The organism is Exiguobacterium sp. AT1b, from assembly GCF_000023045.1.
In the GTDB taxonomy this organism is placed as follows: domain Bacteria; phylum Bacillota; class Bacilli; order Exiguobacteriales; family Exiguobacteriaceae; genus Exiguobacterium.
The window spans coordinates 1865591-1885750 of sequence record NC_012673.1 but is presented as its reverse complement, the minus strand read 5'-3'; the positions used below and the strand labels follow the sequence as shown (position 1 = coordinate 1885750).

Genomic DNA, 20160 nt, shown 5'->3' with positions numbered 1-20160 from the left:
TACCATACATGATTACAGTAAATAACGTCAGCCTACAATTTGGCGGTCGCAAGTTGTTCGAAGAGGTGAACATCAAGTTCACGCCAGGCAACTGTTACGGATTGATCGGTGCGAACGGTGCCGGTAAATCGACATTCTTAAAGATTTTATCAGGTGAGCAAGATACGACGACTGGTGATGTCAGCATCACACCAGGCGAACGTCTCGCTGTCCTCAAGCAGGACCACTACGCGTATGAAGACAGTGCGGTTCTCGAGACCGTCATTATGGGTCACGAGCGTCTCTACAAAGTAATGAAGGAAAAAGACGCCATCTATATGAAAGAAGACTTCTCAGATGAAGACGGCATGCGCGCAGCTGAACTCGAAGGTGAATTCGCTGAGTTGAACGGTTGGGAAGCCGAGTCAGAAGCGTCGATGGTCCTTCAAGGTCTCGGAATCTCTGAAGCGCTCCACCAGAAACAAATGAGCGAACTCACAGGTGGGGAGAAAGTCAAAGTCCTTCTTGCCCAAGCGCTCTTCGGTAAGCCAGATATCCTCCTCTTAGACGAGCCGACCAACGGACTTGACCTAAAAGCGATTCAATGGTTAGAAGAATTCTTAATCAACTTTGAAAACACAGTCATCGTCGTTTCCCACGACCGTCACTTCTTGAACAAAGTCTGTACGCACATGGCCGACCTCGACTTTGGAAAAATCCAATTGTATGTTGGGAACTACGACTTCTGGTATGAGTCTAGCCAACTCGCTACACGTATGGCGGCAGACCAGAACAAGAAGAAAGAAGAGAAAATCAAAGAGCTTCAAAACTTCATCGCACGTTTCAGCTCGAACGCATCGAAAGCACGTCAAGCGACGTCTCGTAAGAAGTTGCTCGATAAGATCACACTTGATGACATCCGTCCGTCGTCACGTCGTTATCCGTTCGTCGGATTCACGATGGAGCGCGAGATCGGAAACGATGTTCTCTATGTCGATAACGTATCGAAGACAATCGATGGTGTAAAAGTACTCGACAACGTCACGTTCTCACTCAACAAGACGGACAAAGTCGCATTCGTCGGTCGTTCGGACGTTGCCATCACGACACTCTTCAAAATTCTCATGGGTGAGATGGAGCCAGACACAGGATCAGTCAAATGGGGCGTCACGACAACTCAGTCATACTTCCCGAAAGACAATTCGGAGTACTTCGAGGGCTCAGAAAAGAGCATCCTCGACTGGTTGCGCCAGTTCTCACCTGCCGATGAGTCAGACACGTTCCTTCGTGGATTCCTTGGCCGCATGCTCTTCTCAGGTGAAGAAGTCATGAAGAAGGCGTCTGTCCTCTCAGGAGGAGAAAAAGTACGCTGCATGCTCTCGAAGATGATGCTTTCAAATTCGAACGTGCTCGTCCTCGACGATCCGACGAACCACTTGGACCTCGAATCAATCACGGCACTCAACAACGGTCTCGAGTCGTTCAAAGGCGTACTCCTCTTCAGCTCACATGACCATCAGCTCATCTCGACGATTGCGACACGCATCATTGAAGTGACACCGAATGGCATCGTGGATAAAGAAGCAACATACGATGAGTACTTGGAGAACGAGGCGCTTCAACAACAAGTTGAATCCCTTTACCAAAATGCATAATAAAAAATCGGCTCAAACGCGAGCCGATTTTTTATTTAACGTTTACCGTTTCCATCACGTGCTCATGAATGTCATGACCTTTCGTGACATGGACTTGAACGTTGTATGCGCCTGATTCAGCAAAAGTGTGTGCACCTTTATACATCCCAGCATCTGCTTCCTCCAACTTCACCCATTCATGCTTCTCTGCCCCATCTTGGAAGATTTCGAGCTGTACGTCCGCTCCAGCGAGCATCTCGTCTTCAATCATGACGTGTACCATGAATGGTTGTTCTTCCCCTGCTGTCGCCTCTTTCGGGTCAAGCGTGATATCCGCTCCAGCGTGGTGATGATGCTCACTCTCTTCTTCTGCTTCAGCAGCCGTTTCTGGATGTCCAACCGTCACGTTTGTCGTCGGCATGGTGTGCATCGAACGCGCTGTCACGTGAACCTGAACCGTATAGACCGCTTCTTCCGCGAACGTCGTCTCCGCTTCATAGATACCGTCTTTCGTGAGTGATGCCTTGATCATCTCACTTTCTTCCTTCGCACCATTCTTCCATACCTCGAACTTGATTTCATCCGCATCGTCTACAGGTTGACCATCTTGCGTGACTGTTACTGATAAAGGTACCGCCTCTCCCTTTTCAGCCGTTGCCTCTACCGTCAACTCTGCCTCGACCGGTTCCATTGACTGTGGAACAGCCGCGCTCTCCGCTTCTTTCTCCGTACCACACGCACCGAGTACGAATAACCCGATGAGTCCAAACACGACCCCAAACCGTGTCATCATCTTTTTCATCATAAGTCCTCCTTATAAATCGCTTACATCTTTCACACATTGTTCATGATACCATCTCTTTCCAAAAAGAGTGTGAGCATTCTGTGATATATCCCACGATACATTCTCACAAATTTCACACATATAGTTGAATCAAAATTTATTGAGTACATTTCCGAATTTTAGTCCATCATTTCTAAAAAGGGGTATATAAAATATATCAAGGTCAATCATTTGGAAAGTCTTAACATCAAGAGAGTTACATCATGAATGGAGGCGAATTCAGATGAAACGTAAGGTCATTCGTGGGGCGATGGCACTGTTCATCTTATTGGCGATGGTGATCACACAATCGATTTCCGTCAGTGCCGCCGCTTCAAAATTTGTCACGAGCGTGAACACGACGAGCAAGGTCGTCGCATTGACGTTCGATGACGGGGCAGACGGGGCGAACACGAACAAGATTTTAGACATTTTAGCAAAAAACAATGTCAAAGCCACTTTCTTTTTAACGGGGTCGGGCGCAAATAACCATCCACAGTACATTAAAAATATCGCCGCAAAAGGACATCAACTCGGAAATCACTCTTATACACACCCTGACTTCACCAAACTGACTGCCACGCAGATGAAATCCGAACTCGACCGCACGGAAGCTTTGATTAAATCGTTGACCGGAAAAACGACAAAACCGATTTTCAGAGCCCCGTTTGGTGCAGTGAATAGTACCGTATTGAACGGTGTCGGGGCTGCAGGATACGGATACACGATTCAATGGAACATTGATACGATTGACTGGAAAGGGTTGACCGCGAGCCAAATCAACACGAAAGTTCAGACTAACATCAAACCGGGTTCAATCGTCTTGATGCATACCGGAGCCGGAGCCCCGGGTACACCGCTCGCACTCCCAACGATGATTTCACAACTCAAAGCAAAAGGGTACAAATTTGTCACGGTCTCACAATTACTTGCATATCAAAACACATCGACGAACAAAACGTATACCGTGAAGTCAGGTGATACGTTGTACAGTATCGCACGGACATACGGAGTCACCGTCTCGGCGCTTGCTGCCGCCAACAACATTACGAACTACAGCTTGATTTATGTAGGACAAGTGCTCATCATTCCAGGAACGACCGTTACACCACCTACGACGACCGTGAAATACACCGTGAAATCGGGCGACACACTCTACAAGATTGCGACGATGTACAATACGACCGTCGCAAAAATCGCAGCCGCCAATAACATCACAAACGTCAACTCCATCTATGTCGGACAAGTGCTCATCATTCCAACTACGACCGTTACACCACCTACGACGACTGTGAAATATACGGTGAAATCGGGCGACACACTCTACAAGATTGCAACGATGTACAATACGACCGTCGCAAAAATCGCAGCCGCCAATAACATCACAAACGTCAACTCCATCTATGTCGGACAAGTGTTGACCATTCCGAAATGATTGCCTCGTGAATCTTTTCCTCAGCTTGTGACGTATCGTATACAAACAGGAAAAGAGGAAACGCTATGACTCGAACCGTAATCCGTGTCAGTACTACCGCATTCATCGGACTTTTGGTTTCAATTGCCACATTCTCGATTTTGATTTGGCTCGGTTATGAACAAGCACTCACATCCGGTGAGCCGATCCAATTCTTAACACGTGAGATTTATCAATTTGAGAACGGAATCGGAGTCGCCAACCAGAATCAGATGGCCATTCTCGGTGCCGGATTCATGGGCATTGCCGTTCTCATTGGAGAGCTCGGGATACGTCTTAAACGAAAGTAACCGCTGCATACGCAACGGTTACTTTTTTAATGGTGGTGTCCTCCACCATGGTCGTGTGAGTGAACGATCGGTTGCTGCAATTGATCGATTTGATCTTGTGGTACGTCGCCGACAATCATCCACGTGGCCGGCGTATACACTTTTTGCCCTTCATGCACCATGCCGTTCACTTGGTAGATTCCCTGATCGAGCTTCACGCTCGTCACGAGATAGCCATCCTTTTCTGTCACTTCATACGTCCGGGTCTCTTCCGAATCGTAAGGTGTGACTTGAATATGGCTTTCCGTCACACGTTCATCATTCGATACTTTCATCGCAAGCGTCGTCGAGCCAACTTCTACACGTTCAGGTACGATCAGTTGAATGCCAATCGGATCAATGGTCCGTTCTACTGGTTGAAGTTGACACGCGCCTAACCAAATCGTCGCTAGGATGACAGGAATGACTGCTTTAAATCGTTTCATGCTGCCACCTCCGCTTTCAACTTCCGGCGACCAATCAACCAATCAAATAGGAGAACGACAAGAGTACTGATTCCTGCGAGCGGTAATGTCACACCGAGAAGTAGAATCAAAATACCGACGATTCGTTTGATCCGTTCGTCCTCAAACCGCTTCATCTGTTCGATCGATCCGATTCTCCGTTTACGCCACATCACGAACGAGCTGATGACCACGAAAATGAGACTTAGACAAAGCGTGACTCCGACCAATTGATTAAGCAAACCGAAGAGGCGACCTTCATGGAAGGCGATTCCGACCGTAATCAGTTTTCCGAGAACCCCGTAATCTGCGTATGTCACAGAGCTGAGTGTTTCACCACTGTATTGATCTAAGTTCACCGTCGCTTCTTTAAATGGATGTCCCGCTGCCGATGTGATAGTATAGACGCCTGTTTCGCCTTCCGGAAGCGAGATCGTGTACGGTCGTTCAATCGTGGACTTGTTCACCACTTGATTCAAATCAATCGGCAACAACGTACCTGGAGAAGACGTTGGAACGAGATCTGCTTGGGTCGCCCAAGGTACGTCTTCTGCCACATCTTTTGTCGTCACGGTCGACTCTGGCTTAGCCCCGAATGCATACGCATACATCGGCGTTCCCGTGTTTGTCGACGAAGAAACCCACTGCAGCATCGCACCGGAAACGGATGACCACGCCAACCCTGAACTAATGATGATGACGAGTCCTAACGATGACCATAAGGCGACGCTACCGTGCATCTGTTTCCACCATTGCCGTCCTTTCCCGAGCTCCGGCATAAGCATCCGAATCGGATTCTTTCCGCGCGGCCAAAATAAGAAGGTTCCTGTAATAAGAAGAATGATTGCCCAAGACGCTGCGAGTTCGACAACCCAGTTTCCAATCTGACCACCTAATAGTGTGCCATGAATCACAACTAATAAATCCATGCTACCTTCAGCAGACCGTGTTCCTAAAACTTCTGTCGTTTCCGGATGAATATATGTATACATCATCTCGTCTTCGTTCATCCAACCGATTCGAGTCGATTCACCTTCATCCGGCAATCGAATTGAAGTGATCATCGCATCCGGATATTTCGCCATGAATGATTCCTTTTGAACTTCAATCGGCTGTTCTTCCGTGAAAGATGCCGCCATCATGTCTTTGTATTGCATCTTCGTTACTTGTGGTTCAAATAAATAAATGCTTCCTGTCACAGCTAAGATAATGAAAATCGGTGCAAATATGAGACCTGCATAAAAATGCCAACGCCAAACCGCTTGATACCAAGCGTTACGTTTGTTCAACCGTTCCCCTCGCATGATGCTTCCCCCTTTATCATTGTGTCCAACTTGTGAACAGATTGAGTATACAAGGAATGGAAACGGTTTATTCTTACTATTTGTGACAACTATTCGTCGAATTGGAGAAGTGAAAATGAACTTTGATTCACCCTTATTTCACATATTCATTGAACTGATTCACATACTTTCACATAAAGAAAGAGACACCAACAAGTTGGCGTCTCCAAAATATGATCAATTTGTGAACTGCTCTGCTTCTGTCGATCCAGCCAGTGCAGTCGTAGATGATTGCCCACCCGAGATGACGAGCGAGACTTCATCGAAGTAACCCGTTCCGACTTCCCGTTGGTGACGTGTCGCAGAAATTGTTGTATCATTTTGTATTTTTTTAGGGAAAAACAAGCTCTATGATGCGATGAATTACGTACCAAGACATTCATCGACCATCGCGACCGCGACATGCGCATCGTCAACACCATGGACGAGAACCCTTCCGTCTTTGAACAAGAGCATCCGATGATTCCGCCATCGCCATTCCAACGTGAACGGGGTCTGCTTCACGGTGATGTCCGCCCGCTCGAGTTGATGCGCAATCGGGTCAAGCCCTTCGATGGAGCGACGGACTTGGACGACATCGCGACCACATAGGAGCGCTGTCTGCTGTCGACTTGAAACGAGACTCGGGTAGTCATGGGTCTGACAAGACGGGCAAGACACGTCGACGAGCCGTGCGACATCGAGCCGCTGTGACTGATTCTCCCACATGTCTTCAATCAACAGTCGACGTTCCATCTTTTCATGACGCCCCGTCAAATATTTCAACGCCTCGACGGCTTGACGGCTCGCCACAAGTTGCACGATGGGAGCCACCACCCCCGCTGTCGCGCACGTCTGTCCGGCTAACGGCAAATGACGCATGAGACAACGAAGACACGGCGCTTCTTCCGGCATCACCGTGTAGTTCATGCCGTATGCCCCGACACAAGAGGCAAACAAGAACGGAATGCCGCGCTCGAGTGCGAAATCGTTCAATAGAAGACGTGTCTCGACGTTATCGGTCGCGTCCAAGACGAGATCAACGGGCGGCAAAGGCCGAAGCCAATCCCACGATACGTCGGCGATCTGCGCGTCCAACTCAACGTCTGAGTTGATGGTCCGCAGGCGTTCGAGCGCCGCGACCGCTTTCGGCGTCTCGGCACGTGCGTCCTGTTCCGTATAGAGCGTCTGTCGTTGTAAGTTCGTCACCTCTACATAGTCGCGGTCGACGAGGATAAGTGAGACGCCGGCCCGAACAAGTTGATCGCTCACGGCCGCTCCGAGCGCACCGAGACCGACGACGAGCACTCGTTTCACCATCAGACGTTCTTGCCCGTCCCCACCGATACCGTGGAACCGGGCCTGCCGCGCGTAACGTTCCGGAACATGTGTCATCGGACGTAGTCCCCTGACTTCCCGCCTTGTTTCTCAAGCAAGTATGTCGGCCCGATGACGATGCCTTTATCGACCGCTTTCGTCATATCGTATACGGTCAACGCTGCGACCGATGCGGCCGTCAACGCTTCCATCTCAACACCGGTATCACCTTTCGTCTTCACGAACGACTCGATGATGAGCTGTGTCTCGTCCCATTCGAATGTTAAATCGACTTTTTTCAAGGCGAGCGGGTGACACATCGGGATGATGCGGCTCGTCTCTTTGGCGGCCATAATCCCGGCCACTTGGGCGACAGCAAGCACGTCGCCTTTCGCAAGGTCACCATCCGTGATGAGCTGTTTCAGTTCACTGCTCAATTCAACTGATGTGCGGGCCCGAGCTGTCCGTGTCGTTTCCGGTTTATCCGAGACATCGACCATCCGCGCCCGCCCTTGGTCGTTCATGTGTGTCAGTTCCATCGTTTATCCTCCGCTCACCATTGGAATGACGGCGACCGTGTCTCCGTCTGCAACCGTATATTCGTCCGTCTCATAGCGCTCATTGACCGCGAACATGAGACGTTCCGCTCCCGACACGCCCCGCTCGGCCAAATCCGCTCGCAAGGCGGCGATTGTTTGTGGAGCCGAAACGGTATAGGACCGGACCGCCAACTCTTCTGCCACGTGGGCAAAACATAATACCTCAATCATGTGTACGTCACTCCTTCCGGGCGTCCTGGGTGTTGTTCTTTTTGATCACCCATCCATTTCGTGCCGTCGGTCCAATGCTCCCGTTTCCAAATTGGGACAATTTCTTTAATCCGTTCGATGGCGTAACGATTCGCCTCGTATGCGTCGGCGCGATGGGAAGAACTCGTCGCGATGACGACCGCTTCTTCCATGATATCGAGTCGTCCAATCCGGTGATGGATCGCCGTCAACGCACCAGGCCAACGTTCCGCCACTTCTTTCGCGATTTGTTCGAGCATCTTCTCGGCCATCGGTACGTATGATTCATACTCCAAGAGCTCAGTCTGTTTGGAACCCGTCATTTCTCGCACCGTCCCGATAAACAGCACGACCGCCCCGACGTTTCGATGCCGGACCGTTTCGTAAAGCGCCATCGGTTCGAGCGGATGTTCATTCACTTGATACCATTTCATTCTCCATCCACCTTTCCACTAAACGCATCAACCGGTCCTTGTCTGCCACGGAATCTCCGCGCGCGATCACGTTCGTCACATCGACCGGTTGTTCATGCCCGTCTCGCACGAGCACCACTTTCGGATAATCTTTCCGTTTGTATCCCTCGATGATCACGATGTCGACGTGCGCCTCGTACCAGTTGAGGAGCAACTCAAACGTGTCGACCGCTTGCCACTCGATTAACGTCCCGTCTTCACCGATCACACTCGATAGCACGGCACCAGCCAACGCGTGACGATGCGAGTCCGTCATCGGCAAGTCGAACGTCCCTCCGTGACCGTGGTGTTTGATGACACCGACACGGAGCCCCGTCGCCGACAAGCGTGCTGTCAGCTCAGAAACGAACGATGTTTTACCGCTATTTTGATAGCCGACCACTTGTAAAATCAAAGCTGATCGATGATTCGACATCGCACCGAGTCCCCTTTTTGAAACCCTCTCGTTCCGCCTGGCAGATGAATCAACGCGTTACACGTCGCGAGTGAGGAGACGATGCCCGACTTGTCTTTCCCGCTCGGATGAACCACCGTCTGCCCGGTCGCATCAATCGTCACATGTCCACGCACGAACCGGTCGAACGGATTCGTTTTCGGGAAATCGACACCAAGTTCCGCCTGGATGACAGGTCGCTCCGCTTGCCCGAATAACGTCTTCATATACGTGCCTACAAACAGTTCCGTTCCGACAAAACACGCCGACGGATTCCCGGATAATCCAAACAACAACCGATGTTCGACGTGCGCGACCGTCGTGACGGACCCTGGCCGCATCCCAACTTTATTAAACAGCACCGTCGCCCCGAGCGCCTCATATACATCCGGTAAATAATCAAAATCTCCGACCGATACCCCGCCTGTCGTGACGACGGCATCACTCGTCCGAAGTGCCTCGTCAATCGCCCGCTTTGTCGAAGCGAACGTATCCGGCAAGATACCGCCATATGTCGCCGCGCCACCGAGTGCCTCGATTTGAGCGAGAATCATATATGCATTCGAATTATAGATTTGCCCATCGGTTTTTTTCTGTCCCGGTTCAACGAGCTCATCACCGGTCGCAAACACGGTGATGTGCGGTTTTACGTATACGTCGACCTGCTCATACCCGAACGTAGCGAGCAAGGCGATGACGCCCGGATTAATGCGGGTGCCTCGGTCAACGATATTCGTCCCCGCCGTCATATCTTCCCCACGATAGGAAATATTGGCATCGCGGGCCGGTCGCTTGAACGTCACGACTCGTTCATCCGCTTGTGCGAGCTCGAGCATGACGACCGCATCGACTCCGTCTGGAATTTTTGCCCCGGTCATGATGCGAATCGCCTCGCCGGCGCGGAGCGGTTCTCCGACGTGTCCGGCTCCCTGAACGTATTGAATGGGTAATGTCACCGGTTCATCGCGGCTCGCTCTCAACAAATCCGCGGACTGGACAGCAAAACCGTCATACGGAGATTTATTAAATGCTGGAACGTCATGCGTCGCAGTGAGATCCATCGCTAAAATCCGGCCGTTCGCTCGATACAACGGTACCGTTTCCGTCCGACCTTTCCCCGTCGCTTCTTGGACACGGATGACCGCCTCGTCAACGGCGAGCGGCTTACGAAATAGCGTCGACATCTTTTCCATTACTCCACTTCCTTTCCTAGCAATTCTTCATAATCACTCGGTGTGTTCACATTTTTAAACCAGTCCCGTTCAGCAAACGAGACGATTGTCGCCTCTGTCAAGTGAGGCATGACCGCCCGTTCGCCTCGACGTAAAGCGGCTTCGAACTGGGACAGTATCGAGCGGGGATACAAGGCGATGAGCGGATGGATTCGATTATCTGCGTAGGCGACAACCGGCTGATTCTCTCGTTCTATCACAAGCCGTTCATAAACGGGCGACGGCAACAAAGGTGTATCACACGCACAGATGGCATACCATTCAGCCGGGACGTGCCGCATGACGGTGACGATGCCGGCGAGCGGCCCCATGCCGCGCCATTCCATGTCATCTTCAAGTTGATATGAGGTCATCGACTGTCCGGCCGGTACGACGCTCCATTGGGACGTCGTCGTTGTAACGAGTGTCTGTCGCGCCCGCTCTTCAAACGAGATGTCCTCATAACAGGCTTGCCATTTAGGGGATCCGAACCGGCGCGATTTTCCGCCTGCCAAGACGATGCCGATCATCGCGTCGCTTCCCAGACGATATGGGAGAGCTCGGGAAGAATCAAGCGAGTCATCGCCAAGTCGACGGCGCCTCGCGACCCTGGCATCGAAAAGATGATCGTATCCCCGATGCGTCCTGCTAAAGCTCGCGACAACATCGCCGCCGGTCCGATATCTTCCGTGAAGCTGACATAACGGAACAACTCGCCGAAGCCGACCATTTCTCGGTCAAGCAGCGGTCGAATCGTCTCAATGGTGACGTCCCGTTTCGTGATGCCCGTTCCCCCGGTCGTCAAGATGACGTCCATTTTTTCGTCGACCATTCGTCTGACGGCCGCTTCGATTTCAAATGAGTCATCTTTCGTGATTTCGCGGTATGTGACCGTATGTGCTTCTTCTTTTAATAGCGTACAAATATGTTCGCCAGACACGTCCGTATCGAGTGTTCGCGTATCCGAGATCGTCAAAATCGCTGCCCGGACACGCTGTGTGTTTTGATGTACATGGTTGTGTGCTTGCATCGTCTTCATCCTCCGATATAACTCATTTCAATTCGGTTTCGCGTCCGACTCCCAGTTCGCGACCGTTCTTCCGAATAGCGGTCTTCCCGTACTTCCCATACCATTTTTAGTGTCATGGCAATCAATTCATCGCTCGCCCCACTGCGGAGCAATTCGCGGATATCGGTCCCGTCTTCTGCGAACAGGCACGTGTACCATTTGCCGTCACTCGATAGGCGACCTCGCGTACACGTTCCGCAGAACGGTTGGCTGACCGAAGAGATGAAGCCAACTTGCGCCCCATCCGTGTAACGGTAACGTTGCGCGACTTCTCCTAGTGTTTCGGGTGCAAGCGGTTCAAGTAATCCATTTCGTTGTTTCAACACCTCAAGAATCGATTCAGACGACACGACATGTTCGACGTTCCATTCATTCGCCGTGCCGACATCCATGAACTCGATGTAACGGAGTGTGATGTTCCGTTCTTTGAAATACGCGGCCATAGGGGCGACTTCATGATCGTTCCAGCCTTTTCGGACGACCATGTTCACTTTCACTTCGAGCCCTTGCCGTTTCGCCTCATCGATTCCTCGTAATACCGTCTCGGGCGACGTGCCGCGTCCGTTCATCATCCCGAACGTCTCGGCCGATAAGGCGTCTAGACTGACGTTGACCCGGTCGAGCCCAGCTTGCTTCAACACTTTCGCCATCCGTTCTAAATAGACGCCGTTCGTCGTCAACCCGATAGTCTCGATGGTCGTGACCGCGCGAAGGCGGCGAATCAGTTCATCGAGATTCGGCCTGAGTAGAGGTTCGCCCCCGGTCAGACGCACTTTTTTCACGCCGTGTGGGGCGATGATGCGAACGAAGCGCTCGATCTCGTCAAACGATAACAACTCATCTCGTTTTAAAAATTGGTGGTGGCGGAACGCTTCTTCCGGCATGCAGTATCGGCAACGAAAGTTGCATTTATCAATGACTGAGATGCGTAAGTCTTCCAACGGTCGTCTCCGTCGATCGGTCCATGGTGTCATCTTGGTTCATCCTTTCTATCCATCAACGACAGCAGGGACCCTCACAGTCCCTGCGTCGATTTGTCAGCGAATCGGCTTCTCAGCACCGCTGCGCAAGTAATAATAAATTGTGGTGGCAATCGAGATCGCATAGAGCCCTAGCATGACGAACAACGCACCGTTGAACGAACCGACGAGCTCGAGCGACCAACCGAACATCTTCGGAATGAAGAAGGCTCCGTAAGCAGCAAACGCTGCCGAGAATCCGACGACGGCCGGTGTCTTAGTCGCCACGAATACGTGGGGAATCATCGCGAACGTCGCTCCAGAGTTGAGTCCTGTTGCGATGAACAAGACGACGAAGGAGATGAAAAACATCGTCAAGTTGCTGTTCGTGATGGCCATGATGACACTGATCGTACCGAGCGCCATGATTCCGAACACGATTAATGTCACTTTGGCCGCTCCGATCTTATCACTGATCCAGCCCCCGAACGGACGCGAAGAGGCGCCAAGGAATGCACCAAGGAAGGCGAGCGCCATCAAGTCCGACTCAGGGAACTTTAACTTTAAAATCATCGGGAACGCTGCGGCATATCCAATGAAGGAACCGAACGCCGCCGTGTAGAGCAACGTTTGAATCCAAAAATGTTTGTCTTTAAACACGCTCGCCTGTTCACGAAGCGATTGACGCGCGGTCGGTAAGTTATCCATGAACAAGTATGCGCAGACCGTCAAAATGATGGTCGGCACGACCCAAAGGAGCGCGGCGTTTTGAAGCCAAATCTCTTTGCCGGTCTCGGTCACGAGGGCGTTCCCGCCGATGAACCCGAAAATACTTGTCGTGATGACGAGCGGTGTGATCAATTGGACGAGCGAGACGCCCAAGTTCCCGATGCCTCCGTTAATCCCTAGCGCCGTCCCTTTTTTCGCTTTCGGATAAAACGCGCCGATGTTGGCGTTTGATGACGAGAAGTTTCCGCCGCCTAGTCCGCAAAGTGCGGCCAAAATCATGAATACCCAATACGGCGTATTGACGTTTTGAACGGCATAGGCGATGCCTAGGAGCGGCAACAACAAAATCGATGTCGAGAAGATCGTCCAGTTCCGACCGCCGAATATACTGTTTGCGAACGTATAGAAAAAGCGCAACGTCGCCCCGACGAGTCCAGGTAGGGCGGCCAACGTGAACAGCTGGCCTTGCGTAAAGCTAAACCCGATCGAATTCAATTGGACGGCCGCGACCGACCACATTTGCCAGACGATGAATGCAAGCGTCAGTGCCGGGACCGAAACGAGCAAGTTCCGATTGGCGACTTGTTTTCCCGTCTCTTCCCAGAATCCCACATCCTCTGGCTTCCACTCCGCGAGTGCGTGTGACCCTTTTTCTAATTGTTGCATAGTCTATTCCTCCTCTTAACGGTTCAATTCGTACCCTAATCTCATCCTATCGGCCACCCCCTAAAAAAAGTGTGCCTTCTTTCACACTTATTTCGCATCTTGCGTTTTTTTCTCACCCTGTCATCAATCTGTGACAAAATCGCCTATCTTTTGTTTCTGTGACATTGAACACAGAAAAACCCTCCCCGATTCCTTACGATAAGGAATAGAGGAGGGATTAATTTGTCACATCTCATTCAAATCCACTGTGCGCCCGAAGTTCGCTTGGCGCTACAACCATATTTCTTCAGTCAAGACGGGGCCCACGTGTTCCGTGTCTTCGGCGTCGCGATCGCCGAGGCTGCGTTCACCGAAACGGGGCTCGATATCACATTCCCACTTGAAAGTCCGTTAGAAGAACTAGAAGCGCTGCACACCTTACTCGTTCGGATCGACACTCACCATGACGTGACGATCGATGATACCCAGGCAGTTATCGGTTACTTAGGGGACGGGACCACGGTCACCGTTTATCGCCATTTCAAACGATGGCTCGACTTTTTATCTGCAGCGCGTGTCCGCTCGATGGAAGGTGTCGTCGTCGAGGTCCGTGCCAACGGGATCAAGCTAGCCGAAGGCGTGCTCCGGTCTTATGAATTGATGGAAGATGGCGAGTTTTATGTATCGGCCTGTACAATCGAGACCGATGGATTGGAGCATTTTGAAGGCGAGCTATCGCTTGCCGCCGTAATGTGATCAATCGATGACACAGACCGAGACCGGACAGTCCTCACAATGGTTGAGCAGTTTCAACCGGTCGAGGTCATGGATAATGATTTGACGGGAAGGGAGTGAAATAATCCCTTCTTGGGCGAGCTCGTTCAACATGCGATTCACGCGTTCACGCGATGTCCCGCAATAGTTGGCGAGCTCTTGGTTTTTCAGTTTCAAGTCGATGAGAATGCCGTCTTCGACTTCCACCCCATAGCTGTTCGCCATACGAATGAGCGTCGAGTAGAGCGCTCCTTTTTTCCCGTTCAGCACCAAGTCTCTAAATTTCGTATGCTGTTTCCGCATATGTTCGTTGATCATGACCATGAACTCGCGGACGAATTCCGGGTTCGACGACAAAATCATCGTTTCAATACGCTCGATTTTGACCGCGTAAATTTCACTATCTTCTAACGCCTTGGCGTTAAATAAATATTTTGGTTCGATTGCGAATAACGTCAACTCTCCGCAACAAGCCTCAGCGCTTAAACAACGTAACGTCAATTCTTTTCCATTTTCCGTCAATTTCGAAATTTGAATCAGTCCACTCTTTACAATATAAAATTCAGCTGCGTTTTCTTGTTCTCGGAACAGAAAACCGCCTTTTGGGACATGAATGATTCGATGTGCCAATTTTTTTGTTTCCTCGAGCACCATCGCTTTACTTGAATGAGCCATTTCCACCGACCTTCCTTAAAATACGTTGCGCCATATGAAAGCTTGCCTTCATTCTAAACACAAACCCCCTCGAAACGCAATCAACATTTGGAAGCGTTTCAAGGGGAGGACTATTCTTTCGTACGATATTCAATTTTTTTCCAATATCGATATAATAAGCCGATCAATCCGACATTGATGACGGCGATGATCATATACAGTCGCATCGAGGCGTGATTATACACCATGTAGCTCTCAATTGTATATTGCAAGAGTATCATGTTCGTCGCGAGCAATATGACCAATCCGATTAAACTCCAACCGTTACGCCCCATGATGAATCTCTCTTCCGACCGCAAAAATCTTCCCGTTCTCGATTTCAAGCAAGATTTTAGGGAGTTCCCGCTGCGGCGGACCGGCCTGTGGTTGGCCGTCGACACCGAAGTAACCACGATGGCACGGACAAAGAAGAACATCTTCTTCCTCCACATAAAACACTGGGCACTGCAGATGAGTGCATTTGTTGTTATAGGCGACGAATTCACCATTCTTTAAATGAACGAGCAACGATGGTTCCGTACCCGGATATTCAAATTCGAGTGATTTCCCGCGCTCTAGCGCCTCGACCGTCGTGATGAACTGACGGTCGGTTCTCGGCTCGCTTCGAACGAAGGCCGCGATATTGAACGGGATAGTCGCGAGACCGAGTGCGATACCTGCGCCGAACGTTGATTTGATGAACGCCCGTCGATTCAGTTTCACGTCATCGGCCCGACTCAAGTTATCGACGAGTTCGGATAAGCGTTCCCGGTCTTTTGATTCATTCGACATAAGTCATCTTCCTTTCCATCTCAATCGGAATAGACGCCAAAGAATTCAGGGACGTAATTCCATTTATCGTCTTGCGAAGGCTTTTTCCCTTCGATCATGTTCATTTGGACGCGTTGACGACGGAGTTGCATCATCTCGTCATGGTCGATGAAGCGAATCGCATCCGACGGACAAACCGACGCACACATCGGCGCGATATCATGTTTGGAGCGGTCGTAACACATGTCGCACTTATACATCTTATTCTTCTCAAAGTCGAACTTCGGAATCCCGAACGGACAAGCGAACGTACAGTTCCGGCAGCCGATACATTTTTCTTCTGAAGCCGATAACACGACGCCCTCTGGCGTGATTTGAATCGCATTCGCCGGACATACTTGAGCACAAGCCGGATTTTTACACTGCATACAGATCATCGGGAACGTCTGACGGTTCTCCGAGAAATCGATATAATCCACATAGTTGCGCTCGAGCCCCTCGTGGTCCCCGCATTCGCGGCAAGCTGCCTGACAGGCCCGACAGCCGATACAACGTTCAAACTCTAAATACATGACCTTATTCATTTCGTATGAACCTCCTCATCCATGACGTGACAGCTCGTCGCAATCGCATGGTCCGCCATGAACGGCACGCTTGATCCGAGCGGGACCGTCAACGGATTAATGTGTAACGGGGTGTTGGCCGGTAACTTTTTCATTTGTACCGCACATACCTTGAACTCCGGCATGCGTGACATCGGATCGAGACACGGGTTCGTCAATTGATTGATGGCAAGCTCCTTGCCCCAATGATAAGGGACGAAGACCGTATCTTTTCGAATCGCCTTCGTCAAACGTGCTTCGACGACAATCGACCCGCGACGTGTGCGAAGCTCGACTTTGTCGCCCGTTTGAAGGCCATAACTTGATGCTAACTCCGGATGGATCTCCACGAACGGCAGTTTTGACATCGTGCTCAAGAAGTCGACACGGCGCGTCTGATTGCCCGATAAGTAATGAAAGACGACCCGACCTGTCGTGAGCGTGACCGGATATTCTTCATTCGCATATTCACCGGCCGGCCGATATGTGACGACAGGCAAATTTGCTTTTCCATTCGCCGTTCCAAACCGTTCTTTGAACATCGTCGGTGTGCCGGGATGATCTTCGGACGGACATGGCCAAAAGACACCATACTCGTCGTCGATTCGTTCCCATGTGATCCCAGAGTAGTCAGCCGCTCCACCTTTCGTCGCGATGCGGAACTCTTCCCAGATGTCACGCGCCGTCTCATACGGGAAGTACTGTCCGCGTCCCATCCGCTCAGCGATCCGCTTCATGATTTCCCAGTCTGGAAGCGAATCCCCGAGCGGTTCGCGCACTTTCCGGATCCGAATGACTCGTCCTTCTAAGTTTGTCGTCGTCCCTTCGTCTTCGGCCCACGAACAAGCCGGTAAGACGACATCAGCGAACTCACAAGATTCCGACATGAAGAAGTCACTAACGACGAAGAAATCGAGTTTGTTGAAACTGTCCCACACGTACGGAAGGTTCGGTGCCGAAACGGCTGGGTTCGAACACATGAGGTGCATCGCCCGAATCGTTCCCGCTTGAATCTCATCGAACATTTCGAACGCGGACACACCTGGTTTTGGCATCTCGGAAGGATCGATGCCCCAAACCCCGCTCACATATTCAATGGCTTTCGGATCAGTTAATTTTCGGTAGCCTGGTAACAGGTCTGCTTTTTGTCCATGTTCTCGTCCACCCTGCCCGTTCCCTTGCCCCGTCATCGTGGCGACGCCCGAAGCAAACTTCCCAATCATGCCTCGTAAGAGCGCCATCGACGTATAGAGCGAGACATTGTCGACGCCTTTTGACTGTTGTTCGACGCCGCGAGCGAACAACATGACCGAACGTGGGCTCTTCCCATAAATATGACCGGCCTTCTCGAGTTTTTCGATGGCGACACCGGTCACCTCACTCGTCCGTTCGAGCGTCCAGTCTCGGACCGACGCTTTCAACTCTTCATAGTTATCGCAACGCTCATCCACGTACGCTTGATCAACATAATCGTGTTCGACTAAAAAGTTGAGCAGTCCCATCGCAAGCGCCGCATCCGTCCCTGGCTTCAAATCGAGATGGACATCGGCGACGCGCGCCATCGGAATTTCACGCGGGTCGGCGACGATGATTTTCGCGCCTTTGTCTTTCGCCTTCCAAATATGTTGCGTCGTCGTCGGATGACATTCGGCGATATTCGAACCGGCGACAAAGAATGTGTCGACGTGCTCGAACTCCGTCCACGGAAGCGTCGCTCCGCGGTCAATCCCAAGTGTCTTTAAGAAACCGCCGGCAGCTGACGACATGCAGAAGCGACCGTTGTAATCGATGAACCGTGTGCCGAGTGCGACCCGCGCATACTTCCCGACGAGGTAACATTTTTCATTCGTCATCGAGACGCCGCCGAAGACGGACACCGCATCTTTCCCATGCTCTCGTTGAATGCGTTTAAAGTTTGCTTCGATCACGTCGAGTGCTTCTTCCCATGTCGCTTTCTCAAACTTGCCGTTCCGTTTGATGAGCGGAGTCATGATGCGGTCCGGATGTTCGATCGTTTGATAGGCCGTGACGCCTTTCGGACAAAGTTTTCCTTTATTGACCGGGAAATCGTAGCGTGGTTCAACGCCTTTGACGGCCCCGGTTTTCTCATCGACCCGGATATGCATGCCGCACTGCATGCCACAGTAACAGCAATGGGTTGTAATCAATTTTTCGCCTGGTTTGATTAAGTTCTGTACTTCTGGCGACGTTAAAAAGTCACTCATCGTCTTCCCCTCCATAGAACGTTTCCGCTCTTCGTTTTGAAAATCCACTGACGTGATAGCCATTAATCGTTTGAAGCGGATAATGCATCCCGTCACTTCCAGGCCGTCCGAGCGCCGAATCGAGCCGGGCCCGACGACGACAGCCGTGACAGAGGTCTTGGACCGTGTGCGCCGCATCGACTTTCACGAGTTGGTCCGACCCTTCGAGCAATTGTTTCACTTGTTCAATCTCTTCAAGCGTGCCGATCGGTTCGCCGCACTTAACGCACAGGTGTCTCATCTTTTGCCTCACCTTTCGTCTCCTTCGGTCGGCCGAATCCTGGCATCGACATGCCTGTGTTCGTATCGACCGGGTGTGTCGGTAACTGTCCGTTCATCAAGTTCAATTGCATCTTCACACGCATCGAACGTCGACACGGTTGGCAGTAATCGGAGAGCTGGGTCCCGTCACTGAGCCCGAGCTGGATCGTCTGTGCTTGCAAAATCGCTTGGACGTCCTCGACTTGATTGTCCGTCGCATAACGTGTCCCGCACCCGGCGCAGACACGGGTCTCATCCGCTTCGACTTCCCGGTAGTTCATCGGGACGCTGGCCGCCATCGGTCGGACCGGCAAGTGGAACAGTTTACCGAACGGGAAGTAACATAAAAAGATGATGACGGTCAATTGATGGAACAAGGCGAGCTCGTGATGGATGAAGCCTCCGAAGAACACGTACGAAACGGTCAACAACAACCCCGAGACAGTGACGATGAGCAACATGAGGAGCGGTAAAATATCAAATTCGAACCGCTGGGTCACTTTCACGTCCTGGTCGTTGATCCGGCGATAGAGTGCCATGAGCACGCCGACGAGCAACATGAGCGCGGTGATGTTCAACCCGTTATAGACGAGCTCCGCGAACAACCCGTGCGCAGCCATCTTGATGGTCGGGATGTTAAAGACGACAATCTGATACGTCTCGATATCAATCAAATCAAACCGCATCCATTGGAACGTCAGCCCGAATGTGATGGCGAACGACCCGAGACATCCCCAGGCAATCAACATATGTTGGGTCCAGCGGTACCAGCCACGTTCCCAGATGAACTTCTGTAAGACGATGTTATTGACAGTTGTCGTGGCGACGGCTTTACCGGCCCGTTTCTTTTCTGCCTTCATTTGTTTGAGGCTCCGCTTCAATACTTGTGAGGTGGCCGGCCGTGCAAAAAATAACGTCAAGCGGACGACCATCCCAATCATGCAAATGACGGCGGCGATGTAGTAGCCGAACAGCGCCATGTCTACGTGCTCAAATCCTGCCGAGGCGATCCATGTCGAGAGCACCAAGACGGTGAATCCTACGAACGACCACTTTGCGGCGGTCGAATAAAAATAACGATCGGACATATGTGTTCCCCCTTCTCTTTCCGAGCGACTTCATAGTTTCATCATAAAGATGACATCTCGACTTAACTGTTACTTTTTT

At 51.1% G+C, this 20160-nt stretch carries 24 protein-coding genes; 4 read left to right on the top strand and 20 right to left on the bottom strand.

Annotated features, from left to right (window positions below; all coding sequences use genetic code 11):
- The first annotated feature begins 8 nt into the window (after nt 1-8).
- Nucleotides 9-1634 carry an ABC-F family ATP-binding cassette domain-containing protein gene (locus tag EAT1B_RS09760; RefSeq protein WP_015880408.1) on the top strand — a complete coding sequence of 542 codons (1626 nt, stop codon included), beginning with the start codon at nt 9-11 and terminating at the stop codon, nt 1632-1634.
- Nucleotides 1635-1665: 31 nt separating this feature from the next.
- Here EAT1B_RS09760 and EAT1B_RS09755 read toward each other — a convergent pair whose 3' ends face one another.
- Nucleotides 1666-2415 carry a FixH family protein gene (locus tag EAT1B_RS09755; RefSeq protein WP_015880407.1) on the bottom strand — a complete coding sequence of 250 codons (750 nt, stop codon included), beginning with the start codon at nt 2413-2415 and terminating at the stop codon, nt 1666-1668.
- A 265-nt stretch (nt 2416-2680) separates the two neighbouring features.
- Here EAT1B_RS09755 and EAT1B_RS09750 point away from each other — a divergent pair, with 265 nt between their 5' ends.
- Both EAT1B_RS09750 and EAT1B_RS09745 read left to right on the top strand, forming a co-directional pair.
- Nucleotides 2681-3871: a LysM peptidoglycan-binding domain-containing protein gene (locus EAT1B_RS09750; RefSeq protein WP_015880406.1), complete on the top strand. Its 1191-nt coding sequence runs from the start codon at nt 2681-2683 to the stop codon at nt 3869-3871.
- A gap of 65 nt (nt 3872-3936) precedes the next feature.
- A complete protein-coding gene (locus EAT1B_RS09745; protein WP_015880405.1) occupies nt 3937-4200 on the top strand; it encodes an LlsX family protein in 264 nt (87 codons plus the stop codon).
- A 26-nt stretch (nt 4201-4226) separates the two neighbouring features.
- Here EAT1B_RS09745 and EAT1B_RS09740 read toward each other — a convergent pair whose 3' ends face one another.
- The 12 genes from EAT1B_RS09740 to EAT1B_RS09685 form a co-directional block, all read right to left on the bottom strand.
- Nucleotides 4227-4664 carry a hypothetical protein gene (locus tag EAT1B_RS09740; RefSeq protein WP_015880404.1) on the bottom strand — a complete coding sequence of 146 codons (438 nt, stop codon included), beginning with the start codon at nt 4662-4664 and terminating at the stop codon, nt 4227-4229.
- The gene (locus EAT1B_RS09735) at nt 4661-5986 is read right to left on the bottom strand and encodes a PepSY domain-containing protein (RefSeq protein ID WP_015880403.1); all 1326 of its coding nucleotides are present in this window, start codon (nt 5984-5986) and stop codon (nt 4661-4663) included. Before EAT1B_RS09735 ends, EAT1B_RS09740 begins: the two co-directional genes overlap by 4 nt.
- Nucleotides 5987-6388: 402 nt before the next feature.
- Entirely contained in the window at nt 6389-7399 is a 1011-nt protein-coding gene (locus tag EAT1B_RS09730) for a ThiF family adenylyltransferase (RefSeq protein ID WP_015880402.1), read from the bottom strand.
- Entirely contained in the window at nt 7396-7860 is a 465-nt protein-coding gene (gene moaC, locus EAT1B_RS09725; RefSeq protein ID WP_015880401.1) for a cyclic pyranopterin monophosphate synthase MoaC, read from the bottom strand. Before moaC ends, EAT1B_RS09730 begins: the two co-directional genes overlap by 4 nt.
- Before the next feature lie 3 nt (nt 7861-7863).
- Nucleotides 7864-8091, bottom strand: a complete 228-nt coding sequence (locus EAT1B_RS15785; protein ID WP_015880400.1) for a MoaD/ThiS family protein — start codon at nt 8089-8091, stop codon at nt 7864-7866.
- Complete coding sequence (locus EAT1B_RS09715) at nt 8088-8543, bottom strand: molybdenum cofactor biosynthesis protein MoaE (RefSeq protein ID WP_015880399.1); 456 nt, start codon at nt 8541-8543, stop codon at nt 8088-8090. The genes EAT1B_RS15785 and EAT1B_RS09715 overlap by 4 nt, the downstream gene beginning before the upstream one ends.
- Nucleotides 8521-8997 (bottom strand): molybdopterin-guanine dinucleotide biosynthesis protein B, encoded by a 477-nt coding sequence (gene mobB, locus EAT1B_RS09710; RefSeq protein WP_015880398.1) that lies wholly within the window; start codon nt 8995-8997, stop codon nt 8521-8523. Before mobB ends, EAT1B_RS09715 begins: the two co-directional genes overlap by 23 nt.
- The gene (gene glp / locus EAT1B_RS09705) at nt 8973-10208 is read right to left on the bottom strand and encodes a gephyrin-like molybdotransferase Glp (RefSeq protein WP_015880397.1); all 1236 of its coding nucleotides are present in this window, start codon (nt 10206-10208) and stop codon (nt 8973-8975) included. The genes mobB and glp overlap by 25 nt, the downstream gene beginning before the upstream one ends.
- Nucleotides 10208-10756, bottom strand: coding sequence for a molybdenum cofactor guanylyltransferase (locus EAT1B_RS09700; protein WP_015880396.1), 549 nt, complete (start codon nt 10754-10756; stop codon nt 10208-10210). The genes glp and EAT1B_RS09700 overlap by 1 nt, the downstream gene beginning before the upstream one ends.
- Nucleotides 10753-11256, bottom strand: a complete 504-nt coding sequence (locus EAT1B_RS09695) for a molybdenum cofactor biosynthesis protein B (RefSeq protein WP_015880395.1) — start codon at nt 11254-11256, stop codon at nt 10753-10755. The genes EAT1B_RS09700 and EAT1B_RS09695 overlap by 4 nt, the downstream gene beginning before the upstream one ends.
- Nucleotides 11257-11261: 5 nt before the next feature.
- The gene (moaA, locus tag EAT1B_RS09690) at nt 11262-12269 is read right to left on the bottom strand and encodes a GTP 3',8-cyclase MoaA (protein WP_015880394.1); all 1008 of its coding nucleotides are present in this window, start codon (nt 12267-12269) and stop codon (nt 11262-11264) included.
- A 63-nt stretch (nt 12270-12332) separates the two neighbouring features.
- Nucleotides 12333-13649, bottom strand: coding sequence for an MFS transporter (locus EAT1B_RS09685; protein ID WP_015880393.1), 1317 nt, complete (start codon nt 13647-13649; stop codon nt 12333-12335).
- A 222-nt stretch (nt 13650-13871) separates the two neighbouring features.
- Here EAT1B_RS09685 and EAT1B_RS09680 point away from each other — a divergent pair, with 222 nt between their 5' ends.
- The gene (locus EAT1B_RS09680) at nt 13872-14384 is read left to right on the top strand and encodes a hypothetical protein (RefSeq protein ID WP_015880392.1); all 513 of its coding nucleotides are present in this window, start codon (nt 13872-13874) and stop codon (nt 14382-14384) included.
- On the opposite strand, the gene EAT1B_RS09675 is transcribed toward EAT1B_RS09680, so the two are convergent.
- From EAT1B_RS09675 to EAT1B_RS09645, 7 genes are all read right to left on the bottom strand, one after another.
- Nucleotides 14385-15077 (bottom strand): Crp/Fnr family transcriptional regulator, encoded by a 693-nt coding sequence (locus EAT1B_RS09675; protein ID WP_015880391.1) that lies wholly within the window; start codon nt 15075-15077, stop codon nt 14385-14387.
- Between the two features lie 110 nt (nt 15078-15187).
- Nucleotides 15188-15391: a hypothetical protein gene (locus tag EAT1B_RS09670; protein ID WP_015880390.1), complete on the bottom strand. Its 204-nt coding sequence runs from the start codon at nt 15389-15391 to the stop codon at nt 15188-15190.
- Nucleotides 15381-15887, bottom strand: a complete 507-nt coding sequence (locus EAT1B_RS09665) for a ubiquinol-cytochrome c reductase iron-sulfur subunit (protein ID WP_015880389.1) — start codon at nt 15885-15887, stop codon at nt 15381-15383. The genes EAT1B_RS09670 and EAT1B_RS09665 overlap by 11 nt, the downstream gene beginning before the upstream one ends.
- Nucleotides 15888-15907: 20 nt before the next feature.
- On the bottom strand, nt 15908-16450 hold the full coding sequence (locus tag EAT1B_RS09660) for a 4Fe-4S dicluster domain-containing protein (protein WP_015880388.1): 543 nt from the start codon (nt 16448-16450) through the stop codon (nt 15908-15910).
- A complete protein-coding gene (locus EAT1B_RS09655) occupies nt 16447-18693 on the bottom strand; it encodes a molybdopterin oxidoreductase family protein (protein ID WP_015880387.1) in 2247 nt (748 codons plus the stop codon). The genes EAT1B_RS09660 and EAT1B_RS09655 overlap by 4 nt, the downstream gene beginning before the upstream one ends.
- Entirely contained in the window at nt 18686-18973 is a 288-nt protein-coding gene (locus EAT1B_RS09650) for a hypothetical protein (RefSeq protein ID WP_041917966.1), read from the bottom strand. The genes EAT1B_RS09655 and EAT1B_RS09650 overlap by 8 nt, the downstream gene beginning before the upstream one ends.
- On the bottom strand, nt 18954-20081 hold the full coding sequence (locus EAT1B_RS09645) for an MFS transporter (RefSeq protein ID WP_015880386.1): 1128 nt from the start codon (nt 20079-20081) through the stop codon (nt 18954-18956). Before EAT1B_RS09645 ends, EAT1B_RS09650 begins: the two co-directional genes overlap by 20 nt.
- Between the last annotated feature and the right edge of the window lie 79 nt (nt 20082-20160).